This is a genomic window from uncultured Reyranella sp., assembly GCF_945957355.1.
Lineage (GTDB): Bacteria > Pseudomonadota > Alphaproteobacteria > Reyranellales > Reyranellaceae > Reyranella.
This window is the reverse complement of record NZ_CAMFKM010000014.1, coordinates 34800-60676: the sequence shown is the minus strand read 5'-3', so window position 1 is coordinate 60676 and position 25877 is coordinate 34800. Positions and strand designations below refer to the sequence as shown.

General features: G+C 66.2%; 16 protein-coding genes and 1 riboswitch. Of the genes, 9 read left to right on the top strand and 7 right to left on the bottom strand.

Annotated elements, in window-relative coordinates; genetic code table 11:
* The first annotated feature begins 19 nt into the window (after nt 1-19).
* Nucleotides 20-1810 (top strand): glucans biosynthesis glucosyltransferase MdoH, encoded by a 1791-nt coding sequence (gene mdoH, locus Q0Q48_RS21170; RefSeq protein WP_295142194.1) that lies wholly within the window; start codon nt 20-22, stop codon nt 1808-1810.
* Here the strand turns inward: mdoH and Q0Q48_RS21165 are convergent.
* Nucleotides 1803-2471, bottom strand: coding sequence for a glutathione S-transferase family protein (locus tag Q0Q48_RS21165; protein ID WP_295142191.1), 669 nt, complete (start codon nt 2469-2471; stop codon nt 1803-1805). The two genes, mdoH and Q0Q48_RS21165, sit on opposite strands and share 8 nt — an antisense overlap.
* A gap of 68 nt (nt 2472-2539) precedes the next feature.
* On the opposite strand from Q0Q48_RS21165, the gene Q0Q48_RS21160 reads away from it, so the two are divergent.
* The gene (locus Q0Q48_RS21160; protein ID WP_366915298.1) at nt 2540-3925 is read left to right on the top strand and encodes a leucyl aminopeptidase family protein; all 1386 of its coding nucleotides are present in this window, start codon (nt 2540-2542) and stop codon (nt 3923-3925) included.
* 108 nt (nt 3926-4033) lie between these two features.
* On the opposite strand, the gene Q0Q48_RS21155 is transcribed toward Q0Q48_RS21160, so the two are convergent.
* Genes Q0Q48_RS21155 through Q0Q48_RS21135 form a run of 5 tightly spaced genes read right to left on the bottom strand, consistent with a single transcriptional unit; the run spans nt 4034 to nt 10647 of the window.
* A complete protein-coding gene (locus Q0Q48_RS21155; protein ID WP_295142188.1) occupies nt 4034-4969 on the bottom strand; it encodes a glyoxylate/hydroxypyruvate reductase A in 936 nt (311 codons plus the stop codon).
* 58 nt (nt 4970-5027) lie between these two features.
* Nucleotides 5028-6665, bottom strand: a complete 1638-nt coding sequence (locus Q0Q48_RS21150) for an ABC transporter ATP-binding protein (RefSeq protein WP_295142185.1) — start codon at nt 6663-6665, stop codon at nt 5028-5030.
* Nucleotides 6662-7681 (bottom strand): ABC transporter permease, encoded by a 1020-nt coding sequence (locus Q0Q48_RS21145; RefSeq protein ID WP_295142182.1) that lies wholly within the window; start codon nt 7679-7681, stop codon nt 6662-6664. The genes Q0Q48_RS21150 and Q0Q48_RS21145 overlap by 4 nt, the downstream gene beginning before the upstream one ends.
* Nucleotides 7681-8778: a microcin C ABC transporter permease YejB gene (gene yejB, locus Q0Q48_RS21140; RefSeq protein ID WP_295142179.1), complete on the bottom strand. Its 1098-nt coding sequence runs from the start codon at nt 8776-8778 to the stop codon at nt 7681-7683. The genes Q0Q48_RS21145 and yejB overlap by 1 nt, the downstream gene beginning before the upstream one ends.
* Nucleotides 8779-8793: 15 nt before the next feature.
* Nucleotides 8794-10647, bottom strand: coding sequence for an extracellular solute-binding protein (locus tag Q0Q48_RS21135; RefSeq protein ID WP_295142176.1), 1854 nt, complete (start codon nt 10645-10647; stop codon nt 8794-8796).
* A gap of 189 nt (nt 10648-10836) precedes the next feature.
* On the opposite strand from Q0Q48_RS21135, the gene Q0Q48_RS21130 reads away from it, so the two are divergent.
* Together Q0Q48_RS21130 and Q0Q48_RS21125 are read left to right on the top strand one after the other, a co-directional pair.
* Complete coding sequence (locus Q0Q48_RS21130) at nt 10837-11763, top strand: glycine/sarcosine/betaine reductase selenoprotein B family protein (protein WP_295142173.1); 927 nt, start codon at nt 10837-10839, stop codon at nt 11761-11763.
* Between the two features lie 7 nt (nt 11764-11770).
* Complete coding sequence (locus Q0Q48_RS21125; RefSeq protein ID WP_295142170.1) at nt 11771-12964, top strand: CoA transferase; 1194 nt, start codon at nt 11771-11773, stop codon at nt 12962-12964.
* Here the strand turns inward: Q0Q48_RS21125 and Q0Q48_RS21120 are convergent.
* Nucleotides 12961-14277: an OprD family outer membrane porin gene (locus Q0Q48_RS21120; RefSeq protein ID WP_295142167.1), complete on the bottom strand. Its 1317-nt coding sequence runs from the start codon at nt 14275-14277 to the stop codon at nt 12961-12963. The genes Q0Q48_RS21125 and Q0Q48_RS21120 overlap by 4 nt on opposite strands.
* A 124-nt stretch (nt 14278-14401) precedes the next feature.
* A riboswitch (TPP riboswitch) is annotated at nt 14402-14531 on the top strand.
* A gap of 49 nt (nt 14532-14580) precedes the next feature.
* Between Q0Q48_RS21120 and thiC the strand changes: the two genes are divergently transcribed.
* From thiC to Q0Q48_RS21095, 5 genes are all read left to right on the top strand, one after another.
* Nucleotides 14581-16398 (top strand): phosphomethylpyrimidine synthase ThiC, encoded by a 1818-nt coding sequence (thiC, locus tag Q0Q48_RS21115; RefSeq protein ID WP_295142164.1) that lies wholly within the window; start codon nt 14581-14583, stop codon nt 16396-16398.
* Nucleotides 16399-16557: 159 nt separating this feature from the next.
* The gene (locus Q0Q48_RS21110) at nt 16558-17853 is read left to right on the top strand and encodes an MdtA/MuxA family multidrug efflux RND transporter periplasmic adaptor subunit (protein WP_295142161.1); all 1296 of its coding nucleotides are present in this window, start codon (nt 16558-16560) and stop codon (nt 17851-17853) included.
* A gap of 12 nt (nt 17854-17865) precedes the next feature.
* Nucleotides 17866-21024, top strand: a complete 3159-nt coding sequence (locus tag Q0Q48_RS21105) for an MdtB/MuxB family multidrug efflux RND transporter permease subunit (protein ID WP_295142158.1) — start codon at nt 17866-17868, stop codon at nt 21022-21024.
* On the top strand, nt 21021-24317 hold the full coding sequence (locus Q0Q48_RS21100; protein WP_295142155.1) for an efflux RND transporter permease subunit: 3297 nt from the start codon (nt 21021-21023) through the stop codon (nt 24315-24317). Before Q0Q48_RS21105 ends, Q0Q48_RS21100 begins: the two co-directional genes overlap by 4 nt.
* Nucleotides 24314-25864: an efflux transporter outer membrane subunit gene (locus Q0Q48_RS21095; RefSeq protein ID WP_295142153.1), complete on the top strand. Its 1551-nt coding sequence runs from the start codon at nt 24314-24316 to the stop codon at nt 25862-25864. The genes Q0Q48_RS21100 and Q0Q48_RS21095 overlap by 4 nt, the downstream gene beginning before the upstream one ends.
* The last annotated feature ends 13 nt before the right edge of the window (nt 25865-25877 follow it).

Genomic DNA, 25877 nt, shown 5'->3' with positions numbered 1-25877 from the left:
CCCGCGGAGGGCGCGTCTCATGCAAGGCATTCAAGACCACACGCTCTGGAATCTCGATCGCCTGGCGGGTCGCGCGGGCTGGCGGCGTTTCATCCTGTTCGCCCTCGCCGCGGCGACCACCGCCGGTGGCATCCATCTGTTGGCGACGGCGCTTGGTCCACAGGTTCCGTACGGACTGGCCATTGCCTTGCTCGCAGTGTTCGCGCTGGGCTTCGGCTGGATCACGCTCTCCTTCTGGGCGGCCCTGATCGGCTTCGTGTTGAAGGTCGGGGGCCTGCATCCTTTTTCGATGCGCCCCAAGGGGGCTGGCGACGGTGAGGTCCCGGCGCTGTGCGGCCGTACGGCGATCCTGGTGCCCGTCTACAACGAGGCGCCGGACGAAGTCTTCGCCCGTCTCGCGACGACCTGGCGCTCGCTGGAGACGACCGGCCGGTCCGATGCTTTTGAGCTCTTCGTGTTGAGCGACACGACCAACGACGCGATCGCGGCCGAGGAAGCGGCGGGCATCGAGGGGCTGCGCCGGGAGCTGGACATCGGTGAACGCCTGCACTGGCGCCGCCGTACCAGGAATGTCGGCCGCAAGGCCGGCAACATTGCGGACTGGCTCGACAGCCATGGCGCGCGCTTCGATCACATGATCGTATTCGACGCCGACAGCGTGATGTCGGGCGATACGATGGTGCGCCTCGCCGCCCTGATGGAGGCGAGTCCGAGGACCGGCATCATCCAGACCCATGCGGTGGCAATGGGGCGTGAAACGCTTTTCGCCCGCGTGCTGCAGTTCTCGTCGCGCTTGTATGGTGGCATGCTCGCCACCGGCCATGCCTTCTGGCAGATGGGCGAGGCCAACTACTTCGGCCACAACGCCATCATTCGCGTCGCGGCCTTCTCGGAACATTGCCGCCTGCCGGTGTTCAAGGGGCGCGCGCCGTTCGGCGGGGAAATCCTGAGCCACGATTTCGTCGAAGCGGCCTTCATCCGTCGCGCCGGTTACTCCGTCTGGAACCTGCCGAACCTGGGCGGCAGCTTCGAGGAACTACCCACCAACATCATCGATTACGCGGTGCGCGATCGACGCTGGATGCAGGGCAACCTGCAGCACGCCCGGCTGGTTGCCGCGCGCGGCCTGCACTGGATGAGTCGTCTCCACTTGGTGATGGGCATCATGGGCTATCTCGCCTCGCCTCTCTGGCTGGGCTCGCTGCTGCTGAGCGCCGCCATCGTGCTGGAGCACGAAATCGTCGGCCCGGTCTATTTCGGCAACCTGCCGTCGCTGTTCCCGAACTGGCCGCAGTACAACACCGGTCACGTCCACGGTCTGTTGCTGGTCACGGCCCTGATGCTGTTCCTGCCGAAGCTGCTCGCGATGGTGCTCGGCCTGTTCTCGCCGGCGCCCGCCTACGGCGGGCGACTGGCGCTGATCGGCAGCGTTCTGCTCGAGACCCTGTTCTCGATGCTGCTGGCGCCGGTGATGATGTTGTTCCACTCGGCGTTCGTGCTGAACATCCTGGCCGGCCGCGCCGTCGGCTGGCCGCCGCAGGAACGCGGCGATCGCGGCATGTCATGGGATCTCGCGCTGGGCCGCCACCTCGGCCAGATCATCCTGGGCGTGGCTGCGGTCGCGGTGATGGGTTACTGGGCGCCGTCGTTCCTCTACTGGCTGCTGCCGGTGGTCGCGGGTCTGCTGCTGGCCCCCATCCTCGCCGTCTATTCGAGTCGGCGCAGCCTCGGCGTCGGGGCGCGCCGCTGGCGCATGTTCATGACGCCGGAGGAGCGCCGGGACAAGACGCCGAGCCTGCCTGCTACTTGATCTCGTAGCTGTCGATCAGCCAGGGCTCGTGTTCGGCGGCGTCGCTCCATTCTTTCACCGCCGGATGGGCCAGCACGGCCTTGCAATAGACATCGGCGTCATTGTCGAGCGTGACGCTGTAGGTCTTGAAGCGGGTGGCCACGGGGGCGAACATCGCGTCGGCGGCTCCGAAGGCGCCGAAAAGGAATCCCTCGTCCTTCTGGAAGGCGCCGGAGAAGCGCTTGCGGCAGTCGCGCCACAGGAAGGTGATGCGCTCGATGTCGGCGCGCACCGCAGGCGTCATGCCCTTGCCGGGAAACGAGGCCCGGATGTTCATGGGCATGTTGTTGCGCAGATCGGGGAAGCCCGAATGCATCTCCGCCGAGATCGAGCGGGCATGGGCGCGCGCAGCGGCCGAAGGCGGCCACAGCCCGGCTTCGGGCTTGAGGTCGTTCAGGTACTCGGCGATCGCCAGCGAGTCCCACACCGCCAGCCCGCGATGCAGCAGCACCGGCACGCGGCCCGACGGCGAATGCTTGCGGATCGCAGCCTGCGTCTCGGGCCGGTCGAGCGGCACGACGATTTCGTCGAACTCGATGCCGGCGATCTTCGCCATCAGCCAGCCGCGCAGCGACCAGGACGAATAGTTCTTGTTGCCGATCACGACGGTGAACTCGGCCATATATGCCCTCCTTGCCAGCCATGGAGTTTGACCGGCAATGTTAAACATTCTCCTTGATGATTGTGAGCATGGCCATGTCGCTGCCGTTCGTCGACCGTTCTTCTTCCTCCTTGCCCGTGCAGTTTGTGGGTCGATCGAAGTGGGGTGCCTGGTTGAAGGCACAGTCCGCGACGCGGCGGGCGTGGATCGACTCGCTGGGTATCTCCGGATCTTCGGGCGAAGTCGCCGTGTTGCCGGGCGATGACGGCAAGGCTTCAGGTGCAGTGCTTGTGATTCCCGACGCGCCGACCCTGTGGGATTTCGGTGCGCTGACCTCGAAGCTGCCGGTAGCGACCTGGCGCCTGGAAGGTGAGACCGCGCCGGTTTCGATGACCGACGTCGCAGTGGCGATCGGGCTCGGCGCCTGGAAGTTCGATCGCTACCGCGCGACCAAGAGCAAGACGGGCCCGCGCTTCGTGTGGCCCGCGAGTGCCGACAAGAAGCGCGCGACTGCAATCGTCGAGGCGATCTCGATGGCGCGCGACCTGATCACCACGCCGTCCTCCGACATGGGCCCTGGCGAGCTGGCCGCAGCGGCGCAGGCCCTCGCCAAGGCGCACAAGGCCAAGGTGAAGGTGATCGTGGGCGACGATCTCCTGAAGAACAACTATCCGACGATCCATGCGGTCGGCCGGGCGTCGGCGCGCCCGCCGCGATTGATCGATCTCACTTGGGGCAAGGCGAGCCACCCGAAGGTAACTCTGGTCGGCAAGGGCGTGTGTTTCGACACCGGCGGCCTCGACCTCAAGCCCGCGACCGGCATGCTCATGATGAAGAAGGACATGGGCGGCGCCGCGACCGTGCTCGCGGTGGCGTCGATGATCATGGCGACCGGCCTGCCGGTGCGGCTGCGCGTGCTGGTGCCGGCGGTCGAGAATTCCGTGTCGGGCAACGCCTTCCGGCCGATGGATGTGATCAAGACGCGCAAGGGCATCACTGTCGAGATCGGCAACACCGACGCCGAGGGCCGCCTGATCCTGTGCGACGCCCTGCATGAAGGCGCCTCGGAGAGGCCCGCGATGATGATCGATTGCGCGACCCTGACCGGTGCGGCCCGCGTGGCGCTGGGACCGGACCTGCCGGCGCTGTTCTGCAACGATGACAAGCTCGCCCATTCCCTGGTCGCCGCCGGCGAGGCGGTGACGGATCCGATGTGGCGGATGCCGCTCTTCCCGGCCTATCGCCGCATGCTCGACAGCAAGGTGGCCGACATCAACAACGTCTCGGCCGGCGCCTTCGGCGGCGCGATCACCGCCGCGCTCTATCTCAAGGAGTTCGTGCCCGACGAGGTGCCGTGGGCGCATTTCGACATGATGGCCTGGAACAATACCAGCCGGCCGGGCCGGCCCGAAGGCGGCGAAGCGCAGGTCGCCCGCGCGATCTATCGCACGATCGCCGATAAATTCGGGAAGTAGAAGAAAGAACCCGTCATCTCGACCGCAGCACCGAAGGTGCGGAGTGGAGAGATCTTCTCTCCACTACACCTCGCTCCGCGAGGCTTTGGTCGAGACGACGGCTTTGCTTTAATACCCCGTAACCGGGTCGACCGTGTTGATCAGCGGTTGACCGGCCCGCAGGCGCTTGATGTTCTCGATCACGCCGGGCGAGGCGGTGCGCGGGTTGGTGGCGCCGGCGATATGCGGGGTCACCTTGACCTTGGGATGCGTCCAGTAGGGATGGCTCTCGGGCAGCGGCTCGGTGTTGAACACGTCGAGCGCGGCGCCGGAGAGGTGGCCGGAATCGATCGCGGCCAGCAGGTCGTCGTCGACCACATGGCCACCGCGGCCCATGTTGATCAGATAGGCGCCCTTGGGCAGGGCTGCGAACAGCTTTGCGTCGAGCAGGCCCTTGGTGTCGCGCGTGAGCGGCAGCACGTTCACCAGGATGTCGGTGCGGGCAAGGAAGGCCGCGAGGCCGTCGGGGCCATGGAACGTCTCGACGCCGGGCAGGCTCTTCTGCGTGCGGCTCCAGCCCGCCGTCGGAAAGCCGAGTGCCGCGAATTTCTTCGCCGCGTCCTGACCGATCGTGCCGAGGCCGGTGATGCCGATGCGGCGATGGATGGTGTCGACGAAATCCTCGGGCTTCCACCGCTTCGCCCGCTGGCTTTCGGCATACTTGTCGATGTCGCGGTGGTGACGCAGCGCGAAGTAGATGGCGTATTCGCTCATCTGGCCGACCAGCCCGTCGTCCATGATGCGCGTGATCGGCACGCCGGCGGGCAGCTTGTCGTCGGCCAGCAGGTGGTCGACCCCCATGCCCAGCGACACGATCAGCTTCACGTTGGGGAAGGAGGCGATCAGCCCGCGGTCCGGTTTCCAGGCCAGGGCGATCTCGATCTCGTCCTTGTTGCCGAGATTGTCCCGGGTGCGGAAATCGATGGGACCAAGGCCCGCTTCGAGGACCTTCTTCCAGAGGATGCCGTCGGTATCGCGGCTGATATAGGCAATAGCGCCGGTCATGCGGTCTTTTACTGGGGCGGACTCGCCGGGTCGAGCCCTGTTCGCTCATTCCTGCCGATCAGGTGGCGACGACCCGGTTATCGCCACCGATCGCTTCGAGGTTAAAGGCCGCGGCAATGAGCGCCTGGGTGTAAGGGGTCTGGGGCGCTTCGAAGATCTGGCTCGCCGCACCGCGCTCGACCACCTTGCCATGACGCAACACGACGACCTCGTCGGCCAGCGCGCGCACGACCTTGAGGTCGTGGCTGATGAAAAGATAGGCAAGCTTGTGACGCTGCTGGAGGTCGCGCAGCAGATCGACGATCTGGGCCTGCACGCTCATGTCGAGGGCCGAGGTCGGCTCGTCGAGCACGATCAGGCGCGGTTTCAGGACCAGCGCGCGGGCGATCGAGATGCGCTGGCGCTGGCCGCCGGAGAATTCGTGCGGGTAGCGTTCGCGGCTCGACGGATCGAGCCCGACCTCGCGCAGCACTTGGTCGATCAGGACGTCGCGCTCCTGCTTCGTGCCGATGCGATGGACTTCCAGTCCTTCGCCCACGATCTCGCCGACCGACATGCGCGGGCTGAGCGAGCTGAACGGATCCTGGAAGACGATCTGCATCTCGCGACGCATCGGCCGCAGCTCGCGTTGGCCCAGCCCCTGCAGCTCGCGGCCGTCGAACCGGATGCCGCCCTCGCTACGCTCCAGTCGCAGCAAAGCGAGGCCCAGGGTCGTCTTGCCCGATCCCGATTCACCGACCAGCCCGATCGTATGGCCCTCGCGCAAGGCGAGGCTGACGCCGTCGACCGCCTTCACATGGCCGACCGTGCGGCGCATCACGCCTCGGCGAATCGGGAAGTGCACCTTGAGGTCGTCGAGGCGCAGGATCTCGGGCGCCGCCGGATCGACCGCCGCCGGCCGTCCCTTGGGTTCCGCCGAGAGAAGATGCTGGGTGTAGCTGTGCTGCGGCCGGTCGAAGACCTCGGCGACCGGGCCCTGCTCGACGATTCGGCCCTGGGTCATCACGCACACCCGGTCGGCCATCTTTCGCACGATGCCGAGGTCGTGGGTGATGAACAGCAGCGCCATGCCGTAGCGCGCCTGCAGCGACTTGAGCAGCTTCAGGATCTGCGCCTGGATGGTGACGTCGAGCGCCGTCGTGGGTTCGTCGGCGATCAGCAGGTCAGGCTCGTTGGCCAGCGCCATGGCGATCATCACGCGCTGGCGCTGGCCGCCCGAGAGCTGGTGCGGATAGGCGTCGAGCCGGTTGGCGGCGTCGGGAATGCCGACCTGTTCGAGCAGTTCGAGCGTGCGCTTGCGCGCCGCCTCGCGCGACAGGCCCTTATGCAGGATCAGCACCTCGTTCACCTGCCGCTCGATCGTGTGCAGCGGGTTGAGCGAGGTCATCGGCTCCTGGAAGATCATCGAGATCCGGTTGCCGCGCACCGACAAGAGCTCGCGCGTGGAGGCGCCGACCAGTTCCTTGCCCTGGAAGCGGATGCTCCCCGTGGGGTGGCTGGCGGCCGGATAGGCAAGCAGCTGCAGGACCGACAAAGCCGTCACCGACTTGCCGGAGCCCGATTCGCCCACCAGTGCGACAGTCTCGCCGCGTTTGATGTCGAAGCTGACGCCGCGCACCGCGCGTACCGCCTTGTCGCCGGTGCCGAAGTTGACGGAGAGGTCCTTGACCTCGAGCAGGATGGGATCGTCGCTCACGCCAGCACCTTGCGCGGGTTGAAGGCGTCGCGCACTGCCTCGCCGATGAACACCAGCAGCGACAGCATAAGGGCAATTACGAAGAAGCCGGTGAAGGCGAGCCACGGGGCGTTGAGATTGTTCTTGCCCTGCAGCAGCAGCTCGCCGAGCGAGGGCGAGCCTACCGGCAGGCCGAAGCCCAGGAAGTCGAGCGAGGTGAGCGTCGTCACCGAGCCCGCCAGGATGAAGGGCAGGAAGGTGAGGCTGGCCGTCATCGCGTTGGGGAGGATGTGCCGGTACATGATGCGCGCATCCATCATACCCAGCGCCCGGGCGGCGCGGACATAGTCGAAGTTGCGGCCGCGCAGGAATTCGGCGCGCACCAGCCCGACCAGCGCCATCCAGCTGAACAGCAGCATGATGCCCAGCAGCACCCAGAAGCCCGGCTGGATGAAGCTCGCCAGGATGATCAGGAGATAGAGCGTCGGCATGCTCGACCAGATCTCGAGGAAGCGCTGCATCAGCAGGTCGACCACGCCGCCGAAATAGCCCTGCACCGCGCCGGCGGCGATGCCGATCACCGTGCTGGCCACCGTCAGCGCAAGCCCGAACAGGACGGAGATGCGGAAACCGTAGATCAGGCGGGCCATCACGTCGCGGCCGCTGTCATCGGTGCCCAGCCAGTGCTGCCGCGAGGGGGGCTGCAGGGTAGTTCGGCCTTCACCCTTCAGCACCGTGTCGTAGCTGTAGGGGATGGGCGGCCAGAGGATCCAGCCCTTCTCCTCGATCAGCTTCTGCACTTCAGGGTCGGAATAGACCGTGTTGGTTGGGAAGTCGCCGCCGAAGGTCGTCTCGGGATAGTCCTTTACCAGCGGCGAATAGAAGGCGCCATCGTAGCGGATCAGGATCGGCTTGTCGTTGGCCAGCAGCTCGGCGAACAACGAGAGGAAGAACAACAGGCCGAAGATCGCGAGCGAGATCATCCCTCGCTTGCTGGAACGGAAGGCCGCGAGGCGGCGCCGGTTCATCGGGTTCATCAGCCGCGCGCCTCGAAATCGATCCGGGGATCGACCACCGTGTACATGATGTCGCCCAGGATACCCATGACGAGGCCGATCAGGCCGAAGAAGTAGAGTGTGCCGAACATGATCGGGTAATCGCGGTTCAGGGCCGCCTCGAAACCGAGCAGGCCGATGCCGTCGAGCGAGAAGATCACCTCGATCAGCAGCGAGCCGGTGAACAGCACGCCGACGAAGGCGGCGGGAAAGCCCGCGATCACGATCAGCATGGCGTTGCGGAAGACGTGCCCGTAGAGCACGCGTCGCTCGACCAGGCCCTTGGCGCGGGCGGTCAGCACATACTGCTTGTGGATTTCCTCCAGGAAGGAATTCTTCGTCAGGAAGGTGAGCGTGGCGAAGCCGCCGATCACCATGGCGCCGATCGGCAGGGCCATGTGCCAGAAATAGTCGAGCACCTTGTCGACGAGCCCGAGCGAGCTCCAGTCGTCGGAGACGAGGCCGCGCAGGGGGAACCACTTGAAGTAGCCGCCGCCGGCGAAAAGCACGACCAGCAGCAGCGCGAACAGGAAACCCGGGATGGCGTTCAGCACGATCAGGGTGGTCGAGGTCGACACGTCGAAGCGCGAGCCGTCACGCACGGCCTTGGCGATGCCGAGCGGGATCGACACGAAGTAGATGAGCAAGGTGGTCCAGAGGCCGAGCGAGATCGACACCGGCATCTTGTCGATGATGAGGTCGACGACCCGCTTGTTGCGGAAGAAGCTCTCGCCGAAATCGAAGACGAGATAGTTCTTCATCATCAGCAGGAAGCGCTCGCCGATCGGCTTGTCGAAGCCGTACATCTTCTCGATGCGTTCGATCAGCTCCTTCGGCAGGCCGCGGGCGCCGCGATAGGTGCCGCTGCCCGAGTCCTGGCCTCCCTTGCGCAGCGTCTCGCCGCCGCTCGAACTGCCGGAGAAGCGCTCCGTGGCATCGACCGCGGTGCCCTGGATCTGGGACAGCATCTGCTCGACCGGGCCGCCGGGGGCGGCCTGGATGATGAAGAAGTTGATCACCATGATGCCGAACAGGGTCGGCACCACCAGCATGAGACGGCGCAGGATATAGGCGATCATGGAGCGGCCGGGCGCCTACTTCCTGTCGCGCTGCAGGGCGCGGTCCTTGGCCTCGTCGATCCACCAGGTGTCGAAGGCGACCGGAGAGTATTTCGCGCTCTTGGCCGGCCGGCCGAACCGGTTCCAGTAGGCGACGTAGGCGGTGTTGCTGTGCCAGTTGGGTACCACGAAGCTGCTCCACAGCAGAACGCGGTCGAGGGCGCGCGTGACGTTGATCAGGCTCTCGCGGTCGGGCGCACCGATCAGGGTCTCGATGAGGGAGTCGATCGCCGCATCCTTGATGCCGATCGTGTTGCGGCTGCCCTTGCTGTCGGCGGCCTTCGAACCCCAGAAGTCGCGCTGCTCGTTGCCCGGCGACAGCGACTGGCCGAACCCGTCGACCATCATGTCGAAATCGAACTCGTCCTCGCGGCGCTTGAATTGCGCGGTGTCGACCGTGCGTACGGTCATGTCGACGCCGATGCGCTCCAGGTTCTGCTTGTAGGGCAGCACGACCCGCTCGAAGCTGGCGTCACCCAGGAGCATCTCGAAGGCGAGCTTCCGGCCCGTCTTCGTCTCCGTCATCTTGCCGTCCTTGATCTCCCAGCCGGCCTCCTTGAGAAGGGCAAGCGCGCGGCGCGCCAGGTCGCGGACGTTGCCGGTGCCGTCGGTCTCCGGCAGCTTGAATTCCTTGGTGAAAACCTCCTCGGGAATCTTGCCGCGCAGCGGCTCGAGGTATTTCAGCTCGGCAGGTGTGGGCAGGCCCGACGAGGCGAGCTCGGAATTGCCGAAGAACGAGATGTTCCGCTTGTACATGCCGTAGAACAGGTTCTTGTTCGCCCAGGCGAAGTCGAACATCGTGGCGATGGCCTCGCGCACGCGCTTGTCCTTGAAATAGTCGCGGCGCGTGTTGAAGGCGAAGCACTGCATGCCGGTCGGCAGTTCGTGCGGGATCTCGGCGCGCTGGATGCGGCCGTCGCGCACCGCCGGGATGTCGTAGGCGGTCGCCCAGTTACGCGCGATGTTCTCCTGGCGCAGGTCGAGGTCGCCGGCCTTGAAGGCCTCGAACTGGACGGTGACGTCGCGATAGTACTCGTAGCGGATCACGTCGAAATTGTTTCGCCCGCGGTTCATCCAGAGGTCCTTCGCCCACCAGTCGTCGACCCGGCGATAGGCGATGGAGCGGCCGACATCGAACGAATCGACCTTGTAGGGGCCGCTGCCGAGCGCGGGTTCGAGCGACACCTTCTCGAAGTCGCGGCCGGCCCACCATTTGGACGGCAGGATGGGGAGCTGGCCGATGATCAGCGGAAGCTCCTTGTTGGTGTCGTCGCGGAAGGTGAACTTCACCTTGCGGTCGCCGACCTTCTCGGCCTTGAGCACGTCGTTGTAGTAGAAGGCGTAGTTCGGCAGTCCCTTCGACTTCAGGATGTCGAGCGAGAAGATCACGTCCTCGACCGTGATCGGGCTGCCGTCGTGCCAGCGCGCCTGCGGCCGGAGCGTGAAGGCCGCCCACGACCGGTCCTCCGGCCATTCGATCGTCTCGGCGATCAGCCCGTATTCGGTCGAGGCCTCGTCCCGCGAATTGAAGCACAGCGTATCCCAGAGCTGGCTGATGCCGGCCGCCGGGACGCTCTTGATGATGAAGGGATGCAGCGAATCGAAGGTTCCGCGGGCGCCGAGCCGGACGCTGCCGCCCTTGGGCGCGTTTGGGTTCACGTAGTCGGGCGGACCGGCATCGGCCTGGTACTTAGGCTCGCCGTGCATGGCGAAACCGTGGCTGACATGGATCTTGCCTGCCGGAGCCGGAGTCTGGGCCCGCAGGATCGCTGGCGCGGCGACCCAAAGGGCTGCGCTGCCCGCCAATACGCTGCGCCGTCTGATCGCCATGCGATGCGCTCCCCAGCCTGTCCGGTCTCGTTTCATATATAGCGCGATGGAGTTGGGCGGCACTATGGCCGGGGGGTTACATCGGGGTCAGCTTTCCAGCGCCTGGAACACCCTTGCCCGTCATATCGTCATGCGAACACCAGCGTCTGCTCGTTTGACTTCGCACGCCCCAGCGCTCAATTTTCGACCATGGTCGATACGACAGATTTCGCGCCGGATTACGACGCGCCGCTCGAATACATGCGCCGGACTCGCGAGTATTACCTCGCCCTGGGCTACGACAATCCCTATCGCTGGGCGCACTACACCGATGCCCCGTTCACGCCCCTGAAAAAGCCGTTGAAGGACAGCACGCTGGCGCTGATCTCGACGGCGGCTCCCTATCAACCGGACAAGGGCGACCAGGGTCCGGGCGCGCTCTACAACGCCTCGGCCAAGTTCTATTCGGTCTATTCGGGCGATACCGCCCAGGACCACGACACCCGCATCTCCCACATCGGCTACGACCGCAAGCATACGACGGCGACGGACAGCAACACCTGGTTCCCGCTGCCGCTGATACGCGAGTTCGCCAATCAGGGTCGCTTCAAGCTGGCGGCTCGCTTCCACGGCGCGCCGACCAATCGCAGCCAGCGCGTCACGCTGGAGACCGACGCACCGGAAATCCTGGCGCGCTGCCGCCAGGACCAGGTCGACGCCGCGCTGCTTGTCCCTACATGACCCGTCTGTCACCAGACCGTGAGTCTGGTCGCACGATATCTCGAACGGAACGGCATCCCCACCGTGGTGATGGGGGCGGCGAAGGACATCGTCGAATGGGTGGGCGTGCCCCGCTTCCTGTTCAGCGATTTCCCGCTCGGCAATTCGTGCGGCAAGCCGCACGAGCCCGATACCCAGCGCTTCACGCTCGATCTGGCGCTGAAGGTGCTGGAAAGCGCCATCGGCCCGCGCACGACGGTACAGTCGCCGTTGCGCTGGACCGACGACGGGGACTGGAAGAACGACTACAACAACATCGAGCGCATGCCGCCCGAAGAGGTCGCCAAGCGGCGGGCCGAGTTCGACAAGGTCAAGCAGGTGGCGCTCAACCAGCGCAAGCAGGCGGGCGTGGCGTAGGAGTGACATGAGCAAGCCGTTCACGGGCGTAAAGGTCGTCGATTTCACGCGTGTACTGGCGGGACCCTACAGTTCCTACCAGCTTGCCCTGCTTGGGGCCGACGTCGTCAAGATCGAGTCGCGCGAAGGCGACGACATGCGCTTCGGTACCCGGTCCAATGACTGGGAGAAGCGCGGCCTCGCGGCGCCCTGGGTCGCGGTGAACGGCAACAAGCGGTCGATCACCCTCGACCTCAAGCAGCCCAAGGCGATCGAGGTCGTGAAACGCCTGGTCGAGACGGCCGACGTCGTGGTCGAGAATTTCCGTCCCGGCGTGATGGACAAGCTCGGCATCGGCTACGAGACGCTGAAGAAGATCAATCCCCGGCTGATCTACTGCGCCGTGTCGGGCTTCGGCCAGGTCGGCCCTGAGTCCAAGACCGCTGCCTTCGACGGCATGATCCAGGCCATGTCGGGCCTGATGTCGATCACCGGCTTCGAGAACAACGGTCCGACGAGGGTGGGCTTTGCCGGCGCCGACGTGATGTCGGGCGCGACCGCGGCGCTGGGCATCGCCTCGGCGCTGTACCAGCGCACGCACACCGGCAAGGGCCAACTCGTCGACGTGGCCATGATCGACGCCGTGATGGGCTATCTCGCTCAGCAGTTCACCGAGCACATGATGACCGGCCGCGTGCACGGCCAGGCCGCCAACCTGTCGGTGACGCGCAAGCCCACGGGCAATCTCTTCAAGACCCGCGACGGCTGGATCGTGCTGGCGGTGATGACCGATCCGCAGTTCAAGCGCCTGATGAAGGTGCTGGGCCGCGAGGAGGTGCTGGACGATCCGCGCTTCGTCGACTGGGCGACACGCATCGCCAACAACACCGCCCTGCACGAAATCGTCGAAGGGGCGATGATGACCGAGGATTCGGGCACCTGGATCGAGCGCTTCGCCAAGGCCGACGTCCCGGCCGGCCGCGTCCACTCGATCCCGGAGACGGCGCAACTCGATCTGTTCAAGCATCGCACGGTGCTGCAGACCGTCGAGACCGAGCACGGGCCGATCAAGGTCGTGGGCTCGGGCTTCCGCCTCGAGCATGGCGGCGGCTCGATCGACCGCCCACCGGCGACGCTCGGCCAGCACACCGACGAGGTGCTGAAGGAAGCGGGCTACTCCGACACCGACATCGCCGAGATGCGCGCCGGCCAGGTCGTCTAACGCAGGCGCGGACCCTTCCAGGTCAGCTCGTAGTTCAACTGGATGCGGTACTCCGTGAAGGAGGAGCTGAGCGTCCGGTCGCCCTGGAACTGATCGACGAAGGCGACCCGGTTGCGCAGGTTGAACGGCTTCAGCCAGTCGGGGGCGTTGTCCATGGCGTCGCCTCTGATCGCGAGTTCGAGATCGTATTCCCAGTTGGTCGACAGGCCGGCCCCGGTGGCAGGGTTGACCGCGTTGCCGCCATAGGTCGCCGTCGCCAGGAAGACCACGCCAGGAAGACCGGCGCCCTTGAAGTCGTAGCTGGCGCCGGCCGTCACCGCCATTTCCCCGGCGCGGTTGAAGTCCAGCGACTGCATCTTGTTGTAGCCGATGAAGATACCGTAGGGGTTACGCCAGCTCGCCGCCGAGCCGACCTGCGTGTAGGACAGGCGGAAAGCCATCGGTCCCCAGAAGGTGTCGGCGCGGAGGCCGCCCCAGAAGGTGCTGAAGGGCTGGCCGGTGAGGAGGTTCATGCCGTTGCTGCCCTGCACGGCGAACTGCGCTGCGAGCTGGACGCGCAGATCATCGTTCACCCTGATCGTGCCGCCGACATCGCCGTAGCTCGACCAGAGGATATCCGGGACATAATAGGTCGAGGCGCGGACCTGCAGCTCATTCATGCTGCCGTACTTCGCGCTGAAGAGGCCCATGCCCTTGTTCACGTTCGGCGCGCCGGCCGCTTCGCCCATGTTGATGAAGGCCGAATAGTCGCGCGGTTTCATGGCGGCGACGTAGCCCGCGAAATAGGTGACCGGTCCGAGGACGCCGCGCAGCGCGTAGGCCTCGAAGGTCTGGGGAAGCTGGCAGTCGTCGCGCGGATTCACCTCGAGCTCATCGAGATACTGCCGGAACACGGTGACGGTCTGCTTCTGCCAGCGCGCCGAGGCATAGGCCTGGCCGAGGGTGAAGAAGCCGTATCCTCCCGGCTTGAGAAGCAACGTGCCGTTGGAAGTGGTGCCGTTGCCCTGCGGCGCCCAGAGCGGTTGCGTCGTGTATCCCACCGCGCCGAGTTGCAGCGTGTCGTAGAACCATCCGGTCTGCAGGCCGATCCACCCGCCGGTCACGGCTGCCGCCGTGTTGGGCGGCGCCAGATTCTGGCGGTCGAACAGGTAGCTGCGGCTGTGCACGACGAGCGTCGCTTCATCGTGCAGGAAGCGTTTCAGTTCCCCCGTGAGCCCATCCGCTGACGCCTGGGCAAACACCGTCGCGGGCAGCAGCAGCAGGACCCCGAGGAGCCAGCCAGCCGCCGTGGCGAACAGTGTAGCGCGCGACATCGGTGACCCCCGCCCTTGCGGTGCCGAAGCTAGAGGGCGGCGGTTAAGGATTTGCGCAGGTTGAGGGACAGTTTACGAACGCCTGTGAGGCCGCTTGTCGTCGGCCCGCGACCGCTCTAGGGTTCACGTGTCCAAGGGGGGTCCCGTCAAGGGGCTGAGATACCGATGGTCGCCAGTCCAGCTGGCGTCGGCGCGGTGACCCTTTGAACCTGATCCGGGTCATGCCGGCGAAGGGACTGGATACATCCTTTGCACGACAAAACACCGGATCTCCGTCTGCCAACCAGCCACGGGAGATCCATCATGGACACCATCGTCACCACCACCGCCCCGACCGTCACGACAGGGCCGCTGCCCGCGTCCCGCAAGGTCTACGCGACGCCCGAGGCCGCACCCGACCTGCGCGTTCCCCTGCGCGAGATCGAACTGTCATCGCCTCTGGAGCCGCCGGTGTGCGTCTATGACACGACCGGTCCCTACACCGACACCGATGTTGCGATCGACGTGCGCAAGGGCCTCGCCCAGACGCGGCGCGCCTGGATCCTCGAACGCGGCGGCGTCGAGGACTATGCCGGCCGCGCGATCCAGCCGATCGACAACGGCAACGTGAAGGAATCGGTGCTGCGGCCCTTTCCCCATACGCCGCGGCCGCTGCGCGGCCTCGACGGCAAGCCGATCACGCAGTTCGAATGGGCGCGTGCGGGCGTGATCACCAAGGAGATGATCTACGTCGCGGCCCGCGAGAATCTCGGTCGCAGGAAGGTGCTCGACGAGGCGGAGGCCCGGCTGGCGGATGGCGAGAGCTTTGGTGCGGCATTGCCCGCATTCATCACGCCGGAGTTCGTGCGCCAGGAAGTGGCCGCGGGCCGCGCCATCATCCCCGCCAACATCAATCACACCGAGCTGGAGCCGATGATCATCGGCCGGAATTTCCTGGTGAAGATCAACGCCAACATCGGCAACTCGGCCGTTTCCTCCTCAATGGAAGAGGAAGTGGAGAAGATGGTGTGGGCGATCCGCTGGGGCGCCGACACCGTCATGGATCTGTCGACCGGCCGCAACATCCACGACACGCGCGAATGGATCGTGCGCAACGCGCCAGTGCCGATCGGCACCGTGCCGATCTACCAGGCGCTGGAGAAAGTCGGCGGCGACCCGACGAAGCTGTCGTGGGAAGTGTTCCGCGACACGCTGATCGAGCAGGCCGAGCAGGGTGTCGATTATTTCACCATCCATGCCGGCGTGCGCCTGGCGCACGTGCCGCTGACCGCCAGCCGGGTCACCGGCATCGTGAGCCGCGGCGGATCGATGATGGCGCAATGGTGCCTCACCGAGCATCGCGAGAGCTTCCTCTACGAGCATTTCGGCGATATCTGCGACATCATGCGCAAGTACGACGTCTCCTTCTCGTTGGGCGACGGGCTGCGGCCGGGCTGCAACGCCGACGCCAACGACGCCGCGCAATTCGCCGAGCTGGAGACGCTCGGTGAACTGACGAAAGTCGCCTGGGACAAGGGCTGCCAGGTCATGATCGAGGGGCCGGGCCATGTGCCCATGCACAAGATCAAGGCCAACATGGACAAGCAGCTGCGCGAATGCGGCGAGGCGCCGTTCTACACGCTGGGGCCGCTCGTGACCGATATCGCGCCGGGCTACGATCACATCACCTCTGGCATCGGCGCCGCCATGATCGGCTGGTTCGGCACGGCGATGCTCTGTTACGTGACGCCCAAGGAGCATCTCGGCCTGCCCGATCGCGACGATGTGAAGGTCGGGGTGATCACCTACAAGATCGCGGCCCATGCCGCCGACCTGGCCAAGGGCCATCCCGCAGCCCGCCTGCGCGACGATGCGCTGTCGCGGGCGCGCTTCGACTTCCGCTGGCGCGACCAGTTCAACCTCTCGCTCGATCCCGCCACCGCCGAGAAGTTCCACGACGAGACGATGCCCAAGGAAGCCCACAAGACCGCGCATTTCTGCTCGATGTGTGGTCCGAAGTTCTGCTCCATGCGCATCACCCAGGACATCCGGGACTATGCCAAGAAGGGCATGGACGAGATGAGCGCCCGGTTCCGGGCCGGCGGCGGCAGCCTCTACGTCGAGGAAAAGCGCGTGGATTGAGCGAACTGCCCGTAGCGTCCGAGGGGTCTTTCCGGCCTCTTGGGCGTTGCATTCTCCGGTCCGCGCCTGTCGCCTTGCGTCCGCCATTTACGTGGGGGAGACTCCGCAGCTTCAGCTCGTACATGAAACGGGCTGGGTTTTCTGGAGTGCATGGGACGAATGAAGCGGCTGCGAACCCTCCTCGGGATCGGTTTCGGGCTGGCCATCGTGGCTGGCGCGGGCTGGTACATTTCGCAGTCCGGCTCTGCGCCGCCTGCACGCCAGGGACCCGGTGGGCGCTTCGCCGCCGGGGCGGCCGTCCCTGTGGGACTGGCGACGGCGGCCAAGGGCGACATTCCCATCGTGCTGCGCGCGCTGGGTACGGTGACGCCGCTCCAGACCGTCAACGTGAAGACCCAGATCACCGGCCAGCTCGTCGACGTCTATTTCAAGGAAGGCCAGATGGTGAAGCAGGGCGACCTGCTGGCCTTGGTCGATTCGCGGCCCTACGACGTCGCCCTGCAGCAGGCCCTGGGCCAGCAGCAGCGCGACGAGGCGCTGCTCAAGAATGCGCAGATGGATCTCGAACGCTACCGCAAGCTCGTCCAGCAGGACTCGATCGCGCGGCAGCAATACGACACGCAGGTCGCGCTGGTCCGCCAGTACGAGGCGGCACTGGTCATCGACCAGGCGCAGGTCGATGCGGCCAAGCTCAACGTCACCTACACGCGGATCGTCGCCCCGCTCACCGGCAAGATCGGCCTGCGCATGGTCGACAAGGGCAACTACGTCACGATGGGTGACGCCAGCAGCATCTGCGTGATCATTCAGGTGCAGCCGATCTCGGTCCTGTTCACGATCCCCGAAGATTCCCTGCCGCTGGTGCGGCAACGGTTGAAGACCGGTGAAAACCTCGAAGTGCGCGTGCTCGATCGCGCGCAGAAGAACGAGCTGGCCGTCGGTCGCCTCGACACCACGGACAACGTGATCGACATCACGACCGGCACCGTGAAGCTGCGGGCGATCTTCGACAATGCCGACGAATCCCTGTTCCCCAACCAGTTCGTGAACGTCCGCCTGCTGGCCGACACGGTGAAGGATGCCGTCGTGGTCCCCGTTGCGGCCGTCCAGCGCGGCCAACCCGGAACGTTCGTCTATCTCGCGAAGGCCGACGATACGGTGGAGATCCGGGTCGTGGAGCTCGGCGCGACCGATGGGGATAAGGTGGCAATCCTCAAGGGCCTGAAGGTCGGCGATCAGGTCGTGATCGACGGTGTCGACCGCCTGCGTGACGGCGCCAAGATCCGCAAGCCCGTGCCGGCGCCGCGTGCCTCGGCGGGACCGCCGGTCGCCAACGCGCCGCCCGACGCCCAGCCGCCGGCAGAGGGGCAGCGCCGGCGCCAGCAGGTCAACGGTGGTACTGGAGCTGTCCCCGGAAGCGGCGTCGGGCGCCCCGCCACGCAGACCAACCAGTAGAGCGGCCGCGACATGAATCCGTCGCGGATCTTCATCGAACGGCCCGTCGCGACCTCGCTTTTCATGGTCGCGATCATGCTGGTCGGCATCATAGCGTATCGCTTCCTGCCACTGTCGGCCCTGCCGCAGGTCGACTATCCGACGATCCGGGTCCTCACGATCTATCCGGGCGCCAGCCCGGAGGTGATGACGACCTCGGTCACCGCACCGCTTGAACGCCAGTTCGGCCAGATGCCGGGGCTCAACCAGATGACGTCGACCAGCTCGGCCGGCGCCTCGTCGATCACCCTGCAGTTCGACCTCAAGCTCGGCCTCGACGTCGCCGAGCAGCAGGTCCAGGCGGCGATCAACGCCGCCGGCAACCTGCTGCCGGGCGACCTGCCGTCGCCGCCGATCTATGCCAAGTTCAATCCGGCCGATGCGCCGGTGCTGACGCTTGCCGTCACCTCGAAGACCGAGCCGCTCACCAGGGTCCACGACCTCGTGGACACCCGGCTGGCGCAGAAGATCTCGCAGCTTCCCGGAGTCGGTCTGGTGAATCTCGAGGGTGGTCAGAAGCCCGGCGTGCGCATCCGCGCCAACCCGACCGCGCTCGCCGCCTACGGCCTCAACATCGACGACCTGCGCACCACGATCTCCAACGCCAACGTCAACACGCCCAAGGGGAATTTCGACGGGCCGGCGCGCGCACTCACCATCAACGCCAACGATCAGATCACCGATCCCGATACCTTCCGCGACATCGTCGTGGCCTATCGCAACGGCGCGCCGGTGCGCGTTCGCGACGTGGCGACGGTGGAGGAGGGGCAGGAGAACACCCGGATCGCCGCCTGGGCGAATAACACCCAGGCCGTGATCGTGAACGTCCAGCGGCAGCCCGGCGCCAACGTCATCGAGGTCGTGGATCGCATCAAGGCCCTGCTGCCGACCCTGCGCGAGACATTGCCCAACTCGCTGGACATCACCGTCCTCACCGACCGCACCCTGACCATCCGCGCCTCTGTCCGCGACGTGCAGATCGAACTGGGTTTCGCGGTCGTCCTGGTCGTGGCCGTGATCTTCGCCTTCCTGGGCGATGCGCGGGCGACGGTCATCCCGAGCCTGTCGGTGCCGCTGTCGCTCGTCGGCACGCTGGCGGCGATGTACCTCGCCGATTTCAGCCTCAACAACCTGTCGATCATGGCGCTCACCATCGCCACGGGTTTCGTGGTCGACGACGCGATCGTCATGATCGAGAACATCGCGCGCTACATCGAGCGCGGCGACGATCCGAAGACGGCGGCGCTCAAGGGCTCGAAACAGATCGCCTTCACGGTCGTGTCGCTCACCGTTTCGCTGATCGCGGTGCTGATCCCGCTGCTGTTCATGAGCGACGTGGTCGGCCGGCTGTTCAGCGAGTTCGCCGTCACCCTGTCCGTCACCATCCTGATCTCCGCCGTCGTATCGCTGACCCTCGTGCCGATGCTGTGCGCTCAGTTCCTGCGTCAGCGGCCGCATGAGGCGGCGGCCGTGACGCACGAAAAGGCGCCCGCCGCCGTCGAGTCGGAAACGATGGGCACGGGCTGGTTCTCCCGTGTCATCCGCTTCTACGACCGCTGCCTGGTCGTGGTGTTCCGGCACCAGGCGCTGACGCTGCTGGTCGCGGTCGGTACGGTGGTGCTCACGGTGGTGCTCTACATCGTCATTCCCAAGGGCTTCTTCCCGGTGCAGGACACCGGGCTGATCCAGGCCGTGACCGAGGGACCGCAGAGCGTCTCCTTCGCCGCGATGAGCCAGCGCCAGCGCGCCCTCGCAGAGGCGATCCTCGAGGATCCCGACGTCGAAAGCCTCACGTCCTTCGTGGGCGTCGACGGCACCAACCCCACGCTCAATTCCGGTCGCATGCTGATCAACCTCAAGCCCCGCAGCGAGCGTTCGCTGACGGCGGCCCAGGTGATCCGCCGATTGCAGCGCGAGACCTCGGGAGTCCAGGGCATCTCCCTCTTCATGCAGCCGGCGCAGGATCTCACCATCGATTCGACGGTGAGCCGCACGCAGTACCAGTTCGTCCTGGAATCGGCCAATGCCGCCGAGTTCGATACCTGGGTGCCGCGCCTGATGGACCGGCTGGCAAAGCAGCCGGAACTCGTCGACGTGACCAGCGACCTGCAGAACAAGGGACTGTCGATGTTCATCAGGATCGACAGGGATGCCGCGGCGCGGTTCGGTATTACGGCCGCAACGGTCGACAACGTGCTCTACGACGTGTTCGGCCAGCGCATCGTTTCGACCGTCTACACGCAGTCCAACCAGTATCGGGTCATCTACGAGGTCGAACCCGAGCTGTCGCGCTCGCTCGCCTCGCTCAACGACCTGTATCTGCCGAGCTCGACGGCCGGCAAGCAGGTGCCGCTGTCGGCGATCGCGACGTTCGAGGAGCGCACGGCTCCACTGCGGCTCGACCGGTTCGGCCAGTTCCCGGCCACCACCATCTCCTTCAATCTCGCCCCGGGCTTCGCGCTGGGGCAGGCGGTCGACGCCATCGTCGCCGCGCAGCGCGAGATCGGCATGCCGCGCTCGATCACGACGCACTTCCAGGGCGCGGCGCTGGCCTTTCAGAGGTCGCTCGACAGCCAGCTCCTGCTGATCCTGGCCGCCATCGTCACCGTCTATATCGTGCTCGGGGTGCTCTACGAGAGCTACATCCACCCGATCACAATCCTCTCGACCCTGCCCTCGGCCGGCATCGGCGCACTGCTCGCCCTGATGCTGGCCGGCACCGACCTCAGCATCGTGGCCATCATCGGCATCGTGCTGCTGATCGGCATCGTGAAGAAGAACGCGATCATGATGATCGACTTCGCCCTCGATGCCGAGCGCAATGAGGGCAAGGCACCGCGCGAGGCGATCCACCAGGCCTGCCTGCTGCGCTTCCGGCCGATCCTGATGACCACGGTCGCGGCCCTGGTCGGCGCGCTGCCGCTGATGCTTGGTACCGGCACGGGGTCCGAGCTGCGCCAGCCACTCGGGCTCACCATCGTCGGCGGCCTGATCGTCAGCCAGCTGCTGACGCTGTTCACGACGCCCGTCATCTATCTCGCCTTCGACCGGCTCGGTCGCCGCCTGCGCGGTGTGCCGCTCGATACGCCGCTGCACCCGGCGCGGGGCGGGGCGGGAGAAAGCACGCCGTGAACCTGTCGGCGCCCTTCATCGCGCGCCCCGTCGCCACGACGCTGCTGACGATCGGCCTGGCGCTGGCCGGCCTGGTGGCCTTCTTCGGCCTGCCGGTATCGCCGCTGCCCAAGATCGACTTCCCGACCATCCAGGTGACGGCGACCCTGCCCGGCGCCTCGCCGGAGACCGTGGCAACCAGCGTGACGACCCCGCTCGAACGGCGGCTGGGCGCGATCGCCGGCGTCAGCGAGATCACCTCGTCCAGCACGGTGGGCAATTCGCGCATCACGCTGCAGTTCGACCTGTCGCGCGACATCGACGGCGCGGCCCGCGACGTCCAGGCGGCGATCAGCGCCGCGCGGGCCGACATGCCCGCCGACCTGCGCAGCAATCCGCAGTATCGCAAGATCAACCCAGCCGACGCGCCGGTGATGGTGATCGCGCTCACGTCGAACACGCTGGGCCAGGGCCGCCTGTTCGATGCCGGCTCCAACATCCTGCAGCAGAAGCTGAGCCAGGTGAGCGGCGTCGGCCAGGTCCAGCTGGGCGGCAGTTCGCTGCCGGCGGTGAGGGTGGAGCTGAACCCGACGGCGCTGAACAAATACGGTATCGGCCTCGAGAGCGTGCGGGCGGCGCTCGCGGCCGCAAACGCCAATTCGCCCAAGGGCGCGCTCGAGGTCGGCGACCAGCGCTTCCAGATCTATTCCAACGACCAGGCCGCCGTCGCGGACGAATACCGGTCGCTGATCATCGCCTGGCGCAACGGCGCCCCGGTCAGGCTCTCGGACGTGGCGGAGGTGATCGATTCGACGGAGAACATCCGCAACGAAGGCCAGGCCAACGGCAAGCGGTCGGTGCTGGTCATCATCTACAAGCAGCCCAACGCGAACATCATCGCGACCGTCGACGAGATCAAGGCGCTGCTGCCCGAGCTGCAGGCCTCGATGCCGAACGACGTCGAGCTGGAGGTGGTGAGTGATCGCACGACGACGATCCGCGCGGCCCTCAGGGAAGTCGAGCAATCGCTGGTCATCGGCGTCGTGCTGGTGGTGCTGGTGACCTTCGCCTTCCTGCGCTCGGCCCGGGCCGGCTTCATCGCGGCGGTCACGGTGCCGGTGTCGCTGGTCGCCACGTTCGGCTGCATGTACCTGCTGGGCTACAGCTTGAACAACCTGTCGCTGATGGCGCTCACCATCGCGGCGGGCTTCGTGGTCGACGACGCGATCATCGTGCTGGAGAACGTGACCCGCCATCTCGAGGCCGGCATGTCGCGGATCGAGGCGGCCCTGAAGGGCGCCCGCGAGGTCGGCTTCACCGTCGTGTCGATGAGCATCTCGCTGATCGCGGTCTTCATCCCGATCCTGCTCATGAGCGGGATCGTCGGCCGCCTGTTCCGCGAGTTCGCCGTGACCCTGTCGATGGCGATCCTGATCTCCATGGTCGTGTCGCTCACGACCACGCCCATGATGTGCGCCTACGTGCTGCGGCCGCCGGGCGCCCATCGCGAGCCCGGCTTCTTCGCACGATTGAGCGAGCGCGGCCTGGGTGGTCTGCAGCACCTGTATGGTCGCAGTCTCGGGCTGGTGCTGCGCCATCGGCTGCTCACCATGTTCGTGTTCCTGGCGACGGTGATCCTCAACATCCATCTCTACGTGACGATTCCCAAGGGCTTCTTTCCGCAGCAGGACACGGGCCGCATCATGGGCGGCATCCGCGCCGACCAGAGCATTTCGTTCCAGGCGATGCGCCGGAAGTTCCGCCAGTTCGTCGAGATCGTGCGGTCCGATCCGGCGGTCGAGAGCGTCGCCGGCTTCACCGGCGGCGGGCAGACGAATTCAGGCTTCCTGTTCGCGACCCTGAAGCCACTCAGCGAACGTGACGTCACGGCCGACCAGGTGATCGCGCGGCTCAGGCCAAAGCTCGGCCAGGTTCCCGGCGCCATGCTGTTCCTGCAGGCCGTGCAGGACATTCGCGTGGGTGGACGCCAGGGCAACGCCCAGTACCAGTTCACCCTGCAGGCCGATTCGCTGCCCGACCTCTACACCTGGGGGCCGCGGCTCACCCAGGCCCTGCAGGCCGATACGTCTGTGATCACCGACGTCGATTCCGACCAGCAGCAGCGCGGGCTGCAGCTGAACCTGACCATCGACCGCGACGCGGCCAGCCGCCTCGGCATCTCGACCCGCAACATCTCCGCGACGCTCTACGACGCTTTCGGCCAGCGCCAAGTCTCCACCATCTACAACGCCCTCAACCAGTATCACGTGGTCATGGAAGTGGCGCCGCAATGGTGGGAGAGCCCCGAATCGCTGAAGGACATCTATGTCAGCAAATCCGGCGGGGCCCTGAGCGGCACGCAGTCGACGGGCGGCATTACCTCTTCCAGCACGAGTTCCGCCTCGACGGGCGCGGCCGGTGCCCTGACCATCGATCCGGCCCAGGCGGTACGCAACCTGCGCACCAACCAGATCGCCGTCAGCGGCCGCGGCTCGGCCTCGACGGGTGCGGCGGTCAGCACCACGCCCGAGACGCTGGTGCCGCTGTCTTCGGTGACGCGCTGGGAATACGGAACGACGCCGCTGGCGGTGAACCATCAGAGCATGTTCGTGGCCAGCACCGTCTCGTTCAATCTCGCGCCGGGCAAGACCCTGAGCGATGCCGTGCAATACGTGAACGACACGATGCGCGAGATCGGCGTGCCGACCACCCTGCACGGGTCGTTCCAGGGGACGGCGCGGGCCTTCCAGCAATCGCTGAACAACCAGCTCCTGCTGGTGCTGGCGGCGCTGGCCGCCGTCTATATCGTGCTCGGCATCCTCTACGAGAGCTACATCCATCCCATCACGATCCTGTCGACCCTGCCGTCGGCCGGCATCGGCGCGCTGCTGGCGCTGCAGTTCTCGGGCGTCGAATTCAGCATCATCGCCATGATCGGGGTGCTGCTGCTGATCGGCATCGTGAAGAAGAACGCCATCATGATGATCGACGTGGCGCTGGAGCGCGAGCGCGGCGAGGGGCTCGAGCCCTCTGTCGCAATCCATCAGGCGGCGCTTCTGCGTTTCCGGCCTATCCTCATGACGACCATGGCCGCGATCCTCGGCGCCCTGCCGCTGGCCATCGGCTATGGCGACGGCGCGGAGTTGCGCCGACCCCTCGGCATCTCGATTATCGGCGGCCTCATCGTGAGTCAGATCCTGACCCTGTACACCACACCCGTGATCTACCTTTATCTCGACCGCTTCCGCCGCCGCGACCGCGACCAGGCGAGCCGCGTCGCGCGTGCGATGGGCAGCGGCGGAGTGCCGGCATGAGGCGCAGCGCGGCGCTTCTTCCTCTGCTGCTCGTCTCAGGCTGCCTCGTCGGGCCGGACTATGAACGTCCGCCGCCTGCCAGTCCCGTGGCACCCCAATTCAAGGAAGCGGAATTGCCGCCTGGCGCGGCGTCGCTCTTCCGCCCGGCCCAGCCACGCGACGGTGCGGATCGCGGGACGTGGTGGCAGGTCTATGGCGATCCGACGCTCGACGGTCTCGCGGCGCAGATCGACGTCTCGAACCAGAACCTGAAGATCTTCGAGGCCAACTACCGGCGGGCACGGGCGCTGATCCGCCAGGATCAGTCGGCCCTCTATCCCAGCATCTCCGGCACCGGGTCGGCGCAGCAGACCGGCACCGGCGGTCTGCGCGGTACCACGGCCGCCGGCGGCACGTCGACGATCACCCGCTACGATTCCACGATCGGCCAGTACTCGACCGGCTTCACCCTCACCTGGGAGCTCGACCTCTGGGGCACGATCCGCCGCCAGGTCGAGAGCGATTCGGCGGCGGCGCAGGCCAGCGACGCCGATCTCGCCAATGCGCGCCTGTCGGCACAGACCGATCTCGTCACGAACTACGCGGCGCTGCGAATCTCCGACGACCGCAAGCGGCTCTACGAGGCGACCGTCGCGGCCTATCAGCGGTCGATGCAGATCGCGCAGAACCAGGTCGATGCCGGCATCGTCTCCAAGGTCGACCTGGTGCAGGCCCAGACCCAGTACGAACAGACCCGCGCGCAGCTCGTGAACGAGGCCATCAACCGCGCCCTGCTGGAGCATGCGATCGCTCTTCTGGTCGGCAAGGCGCCGTCGGAAGTGAGCATCGCACCGGCGCCGACGCGGCTCACGGTGCCGACGGTTGACTCGGGCGTTCCCTCGACCCTGCTGGAACGGCGGCCCGACATCGCCTCGGCCGAGCGGAAGATGGCGGCGGCCAATGCGCAGGTCGGCGTCGCCAAGGGCGCCTACTATCCGCAGATCTCGCTCGGCGCGACGATCGGCTTCCTGAGCGGCGGCCTGGGCTCGCTGCTGCAGCTCGGCACGGCGGCCTGGTCCGTAGGGCCGCAGATTGCCGGCACTATGGTCGACGGTGGTGCCCTCGCGGCGCAGGTCCAGGGGGCGCGCGCGAGCTACGACGCCACGGTCGCGACCTATCGCCAGACCATCCTGACCGCCTTCCAGCAGGTGGAGGACGCGCTCGCGCAACAGCGTATCCTGGTGCAACAGGAGCAGGTGCAGCGCGCCGCGGTCGCCGCGGCCCGCGAGGCCGAGCGCCTTTCGCTCAACCAGTACCGGGTCGGCACCGTTCCCTACACGACCGTGGTGCAGACCCAGACCGCCGCTCTCGCCGCCGAGCAGACCCTGCTCACCATCCGCCTCAACCGGCTCACGGCCAGCGCCAATCTGGTGAAGGCGCTGGGCGGCGGCTGGCGCCAGGAAGACCTGCCGCCGCCGGTGCCGATTGGCGGGCTCAACCAGCCCAATCCGGCGCCGCCGGCCTTACCGCCGCCTGCCGCGCAGACGGTTTCTTCGCCCCGGCAGTAGAGAAAATTTTGCT

Excerpts from the sequence above, each read along its gene's own strand:
- Q0Q48_RS21155 (WP_295142188.1), bottom strand. The coding sequence starts at position 4,969 with ATGACCGGCGCTATTGCCTATATCAGCCGCGATACCGACGGCATCCTC.
- Q0Q48_RS21125 (WP_295142170.1), top strand. The coding sequence starts at position 11,771 with ATGAGCAAGCCGTTCACGGGCGTAAAGGTCGTCGATTTCACGCGTGTA.
- Q0Q48_RS21095 (WP_295142153.1), top strand. The coding sequence starts at position 24,314 with ATGAGGCGCAGCGCGGCGCTTCTTCCTCTGCTGCTCGTCTCAGGCTGC.
- Q0Q48_RS21165 (WP_295142191.1), bottom strand. The coding sequence starts at position 2,471 with ATGGCCGAGTTCACCGTCGTGATCGGCAACAAGAACTATTCGTCCTGG.
- Q0Q48_RS21110 (WP_295142161.1), top strand. The coding sequence starts at position 16,558 with ATGAAGCGGCTGCGAACCCTCCTCGGGATCGGTTTCGGGCTGGCCATC.
- Q0Q48_RS21105 (WP_295142158.1), top strand. The coding sequence starts at position 17,866 with ATGAATCCGTCGCGGATCTTCATCGAACGGCCCGTCGCGACCTCGCTT.
- mdoH (WP_295142194.1), top strand. The coding sequence starts at position 20 with ATGCAAGGCATTCAAGACCACACGCTCTGGAATCTCGATCGCCTGGCG.
- thiC (WP_295142164.1), top strand. The coding sequence starts at position 14,581 with ATGGACACCATCGTCACCACCACCGCCCCGACCGTCACGACAGGGCCG.
- yejB (WP_295142179.1), bottom strand. The coding sequence starts at position 8,778 with ATGATCGCCTATATCCTGCGCCGTCTCATGCTGGTGGTGCCGACCCTG.
- Q0Q48_RS21135 (WP_295142176.1), bottom strand. The coding sequence starts at position 10,647 with ATGGCGATCAGACGGCGCAGCGTATTGGCGGGCAGCGCAGCCCTTTGG.
- Q0Q48_RS21120 (WP_295142167.1), bottom strand. The coding sequence starts at position 14,277 with ATGTCGCGCGCTACACTGTTCGCCACGGCGGCTGGCTGGCTCCTCGGG.
- Q0Q48_RS21145 (WP_295142182.1), bottom strand. The coding sequence starts at position 7,681 with ATGAACCCGATGAACCGGCGCCGCCTCGCGGCCTTCCGTTCCAGCAAG.
- Q0Q48_RS21160 (WP_366915298.1), top strand. The coding sequence starts at position 2,540 with ATGGCCATGTCGCTGCCGTTCGTCGACCGTTCTTCTTCCTCCTTGCCC.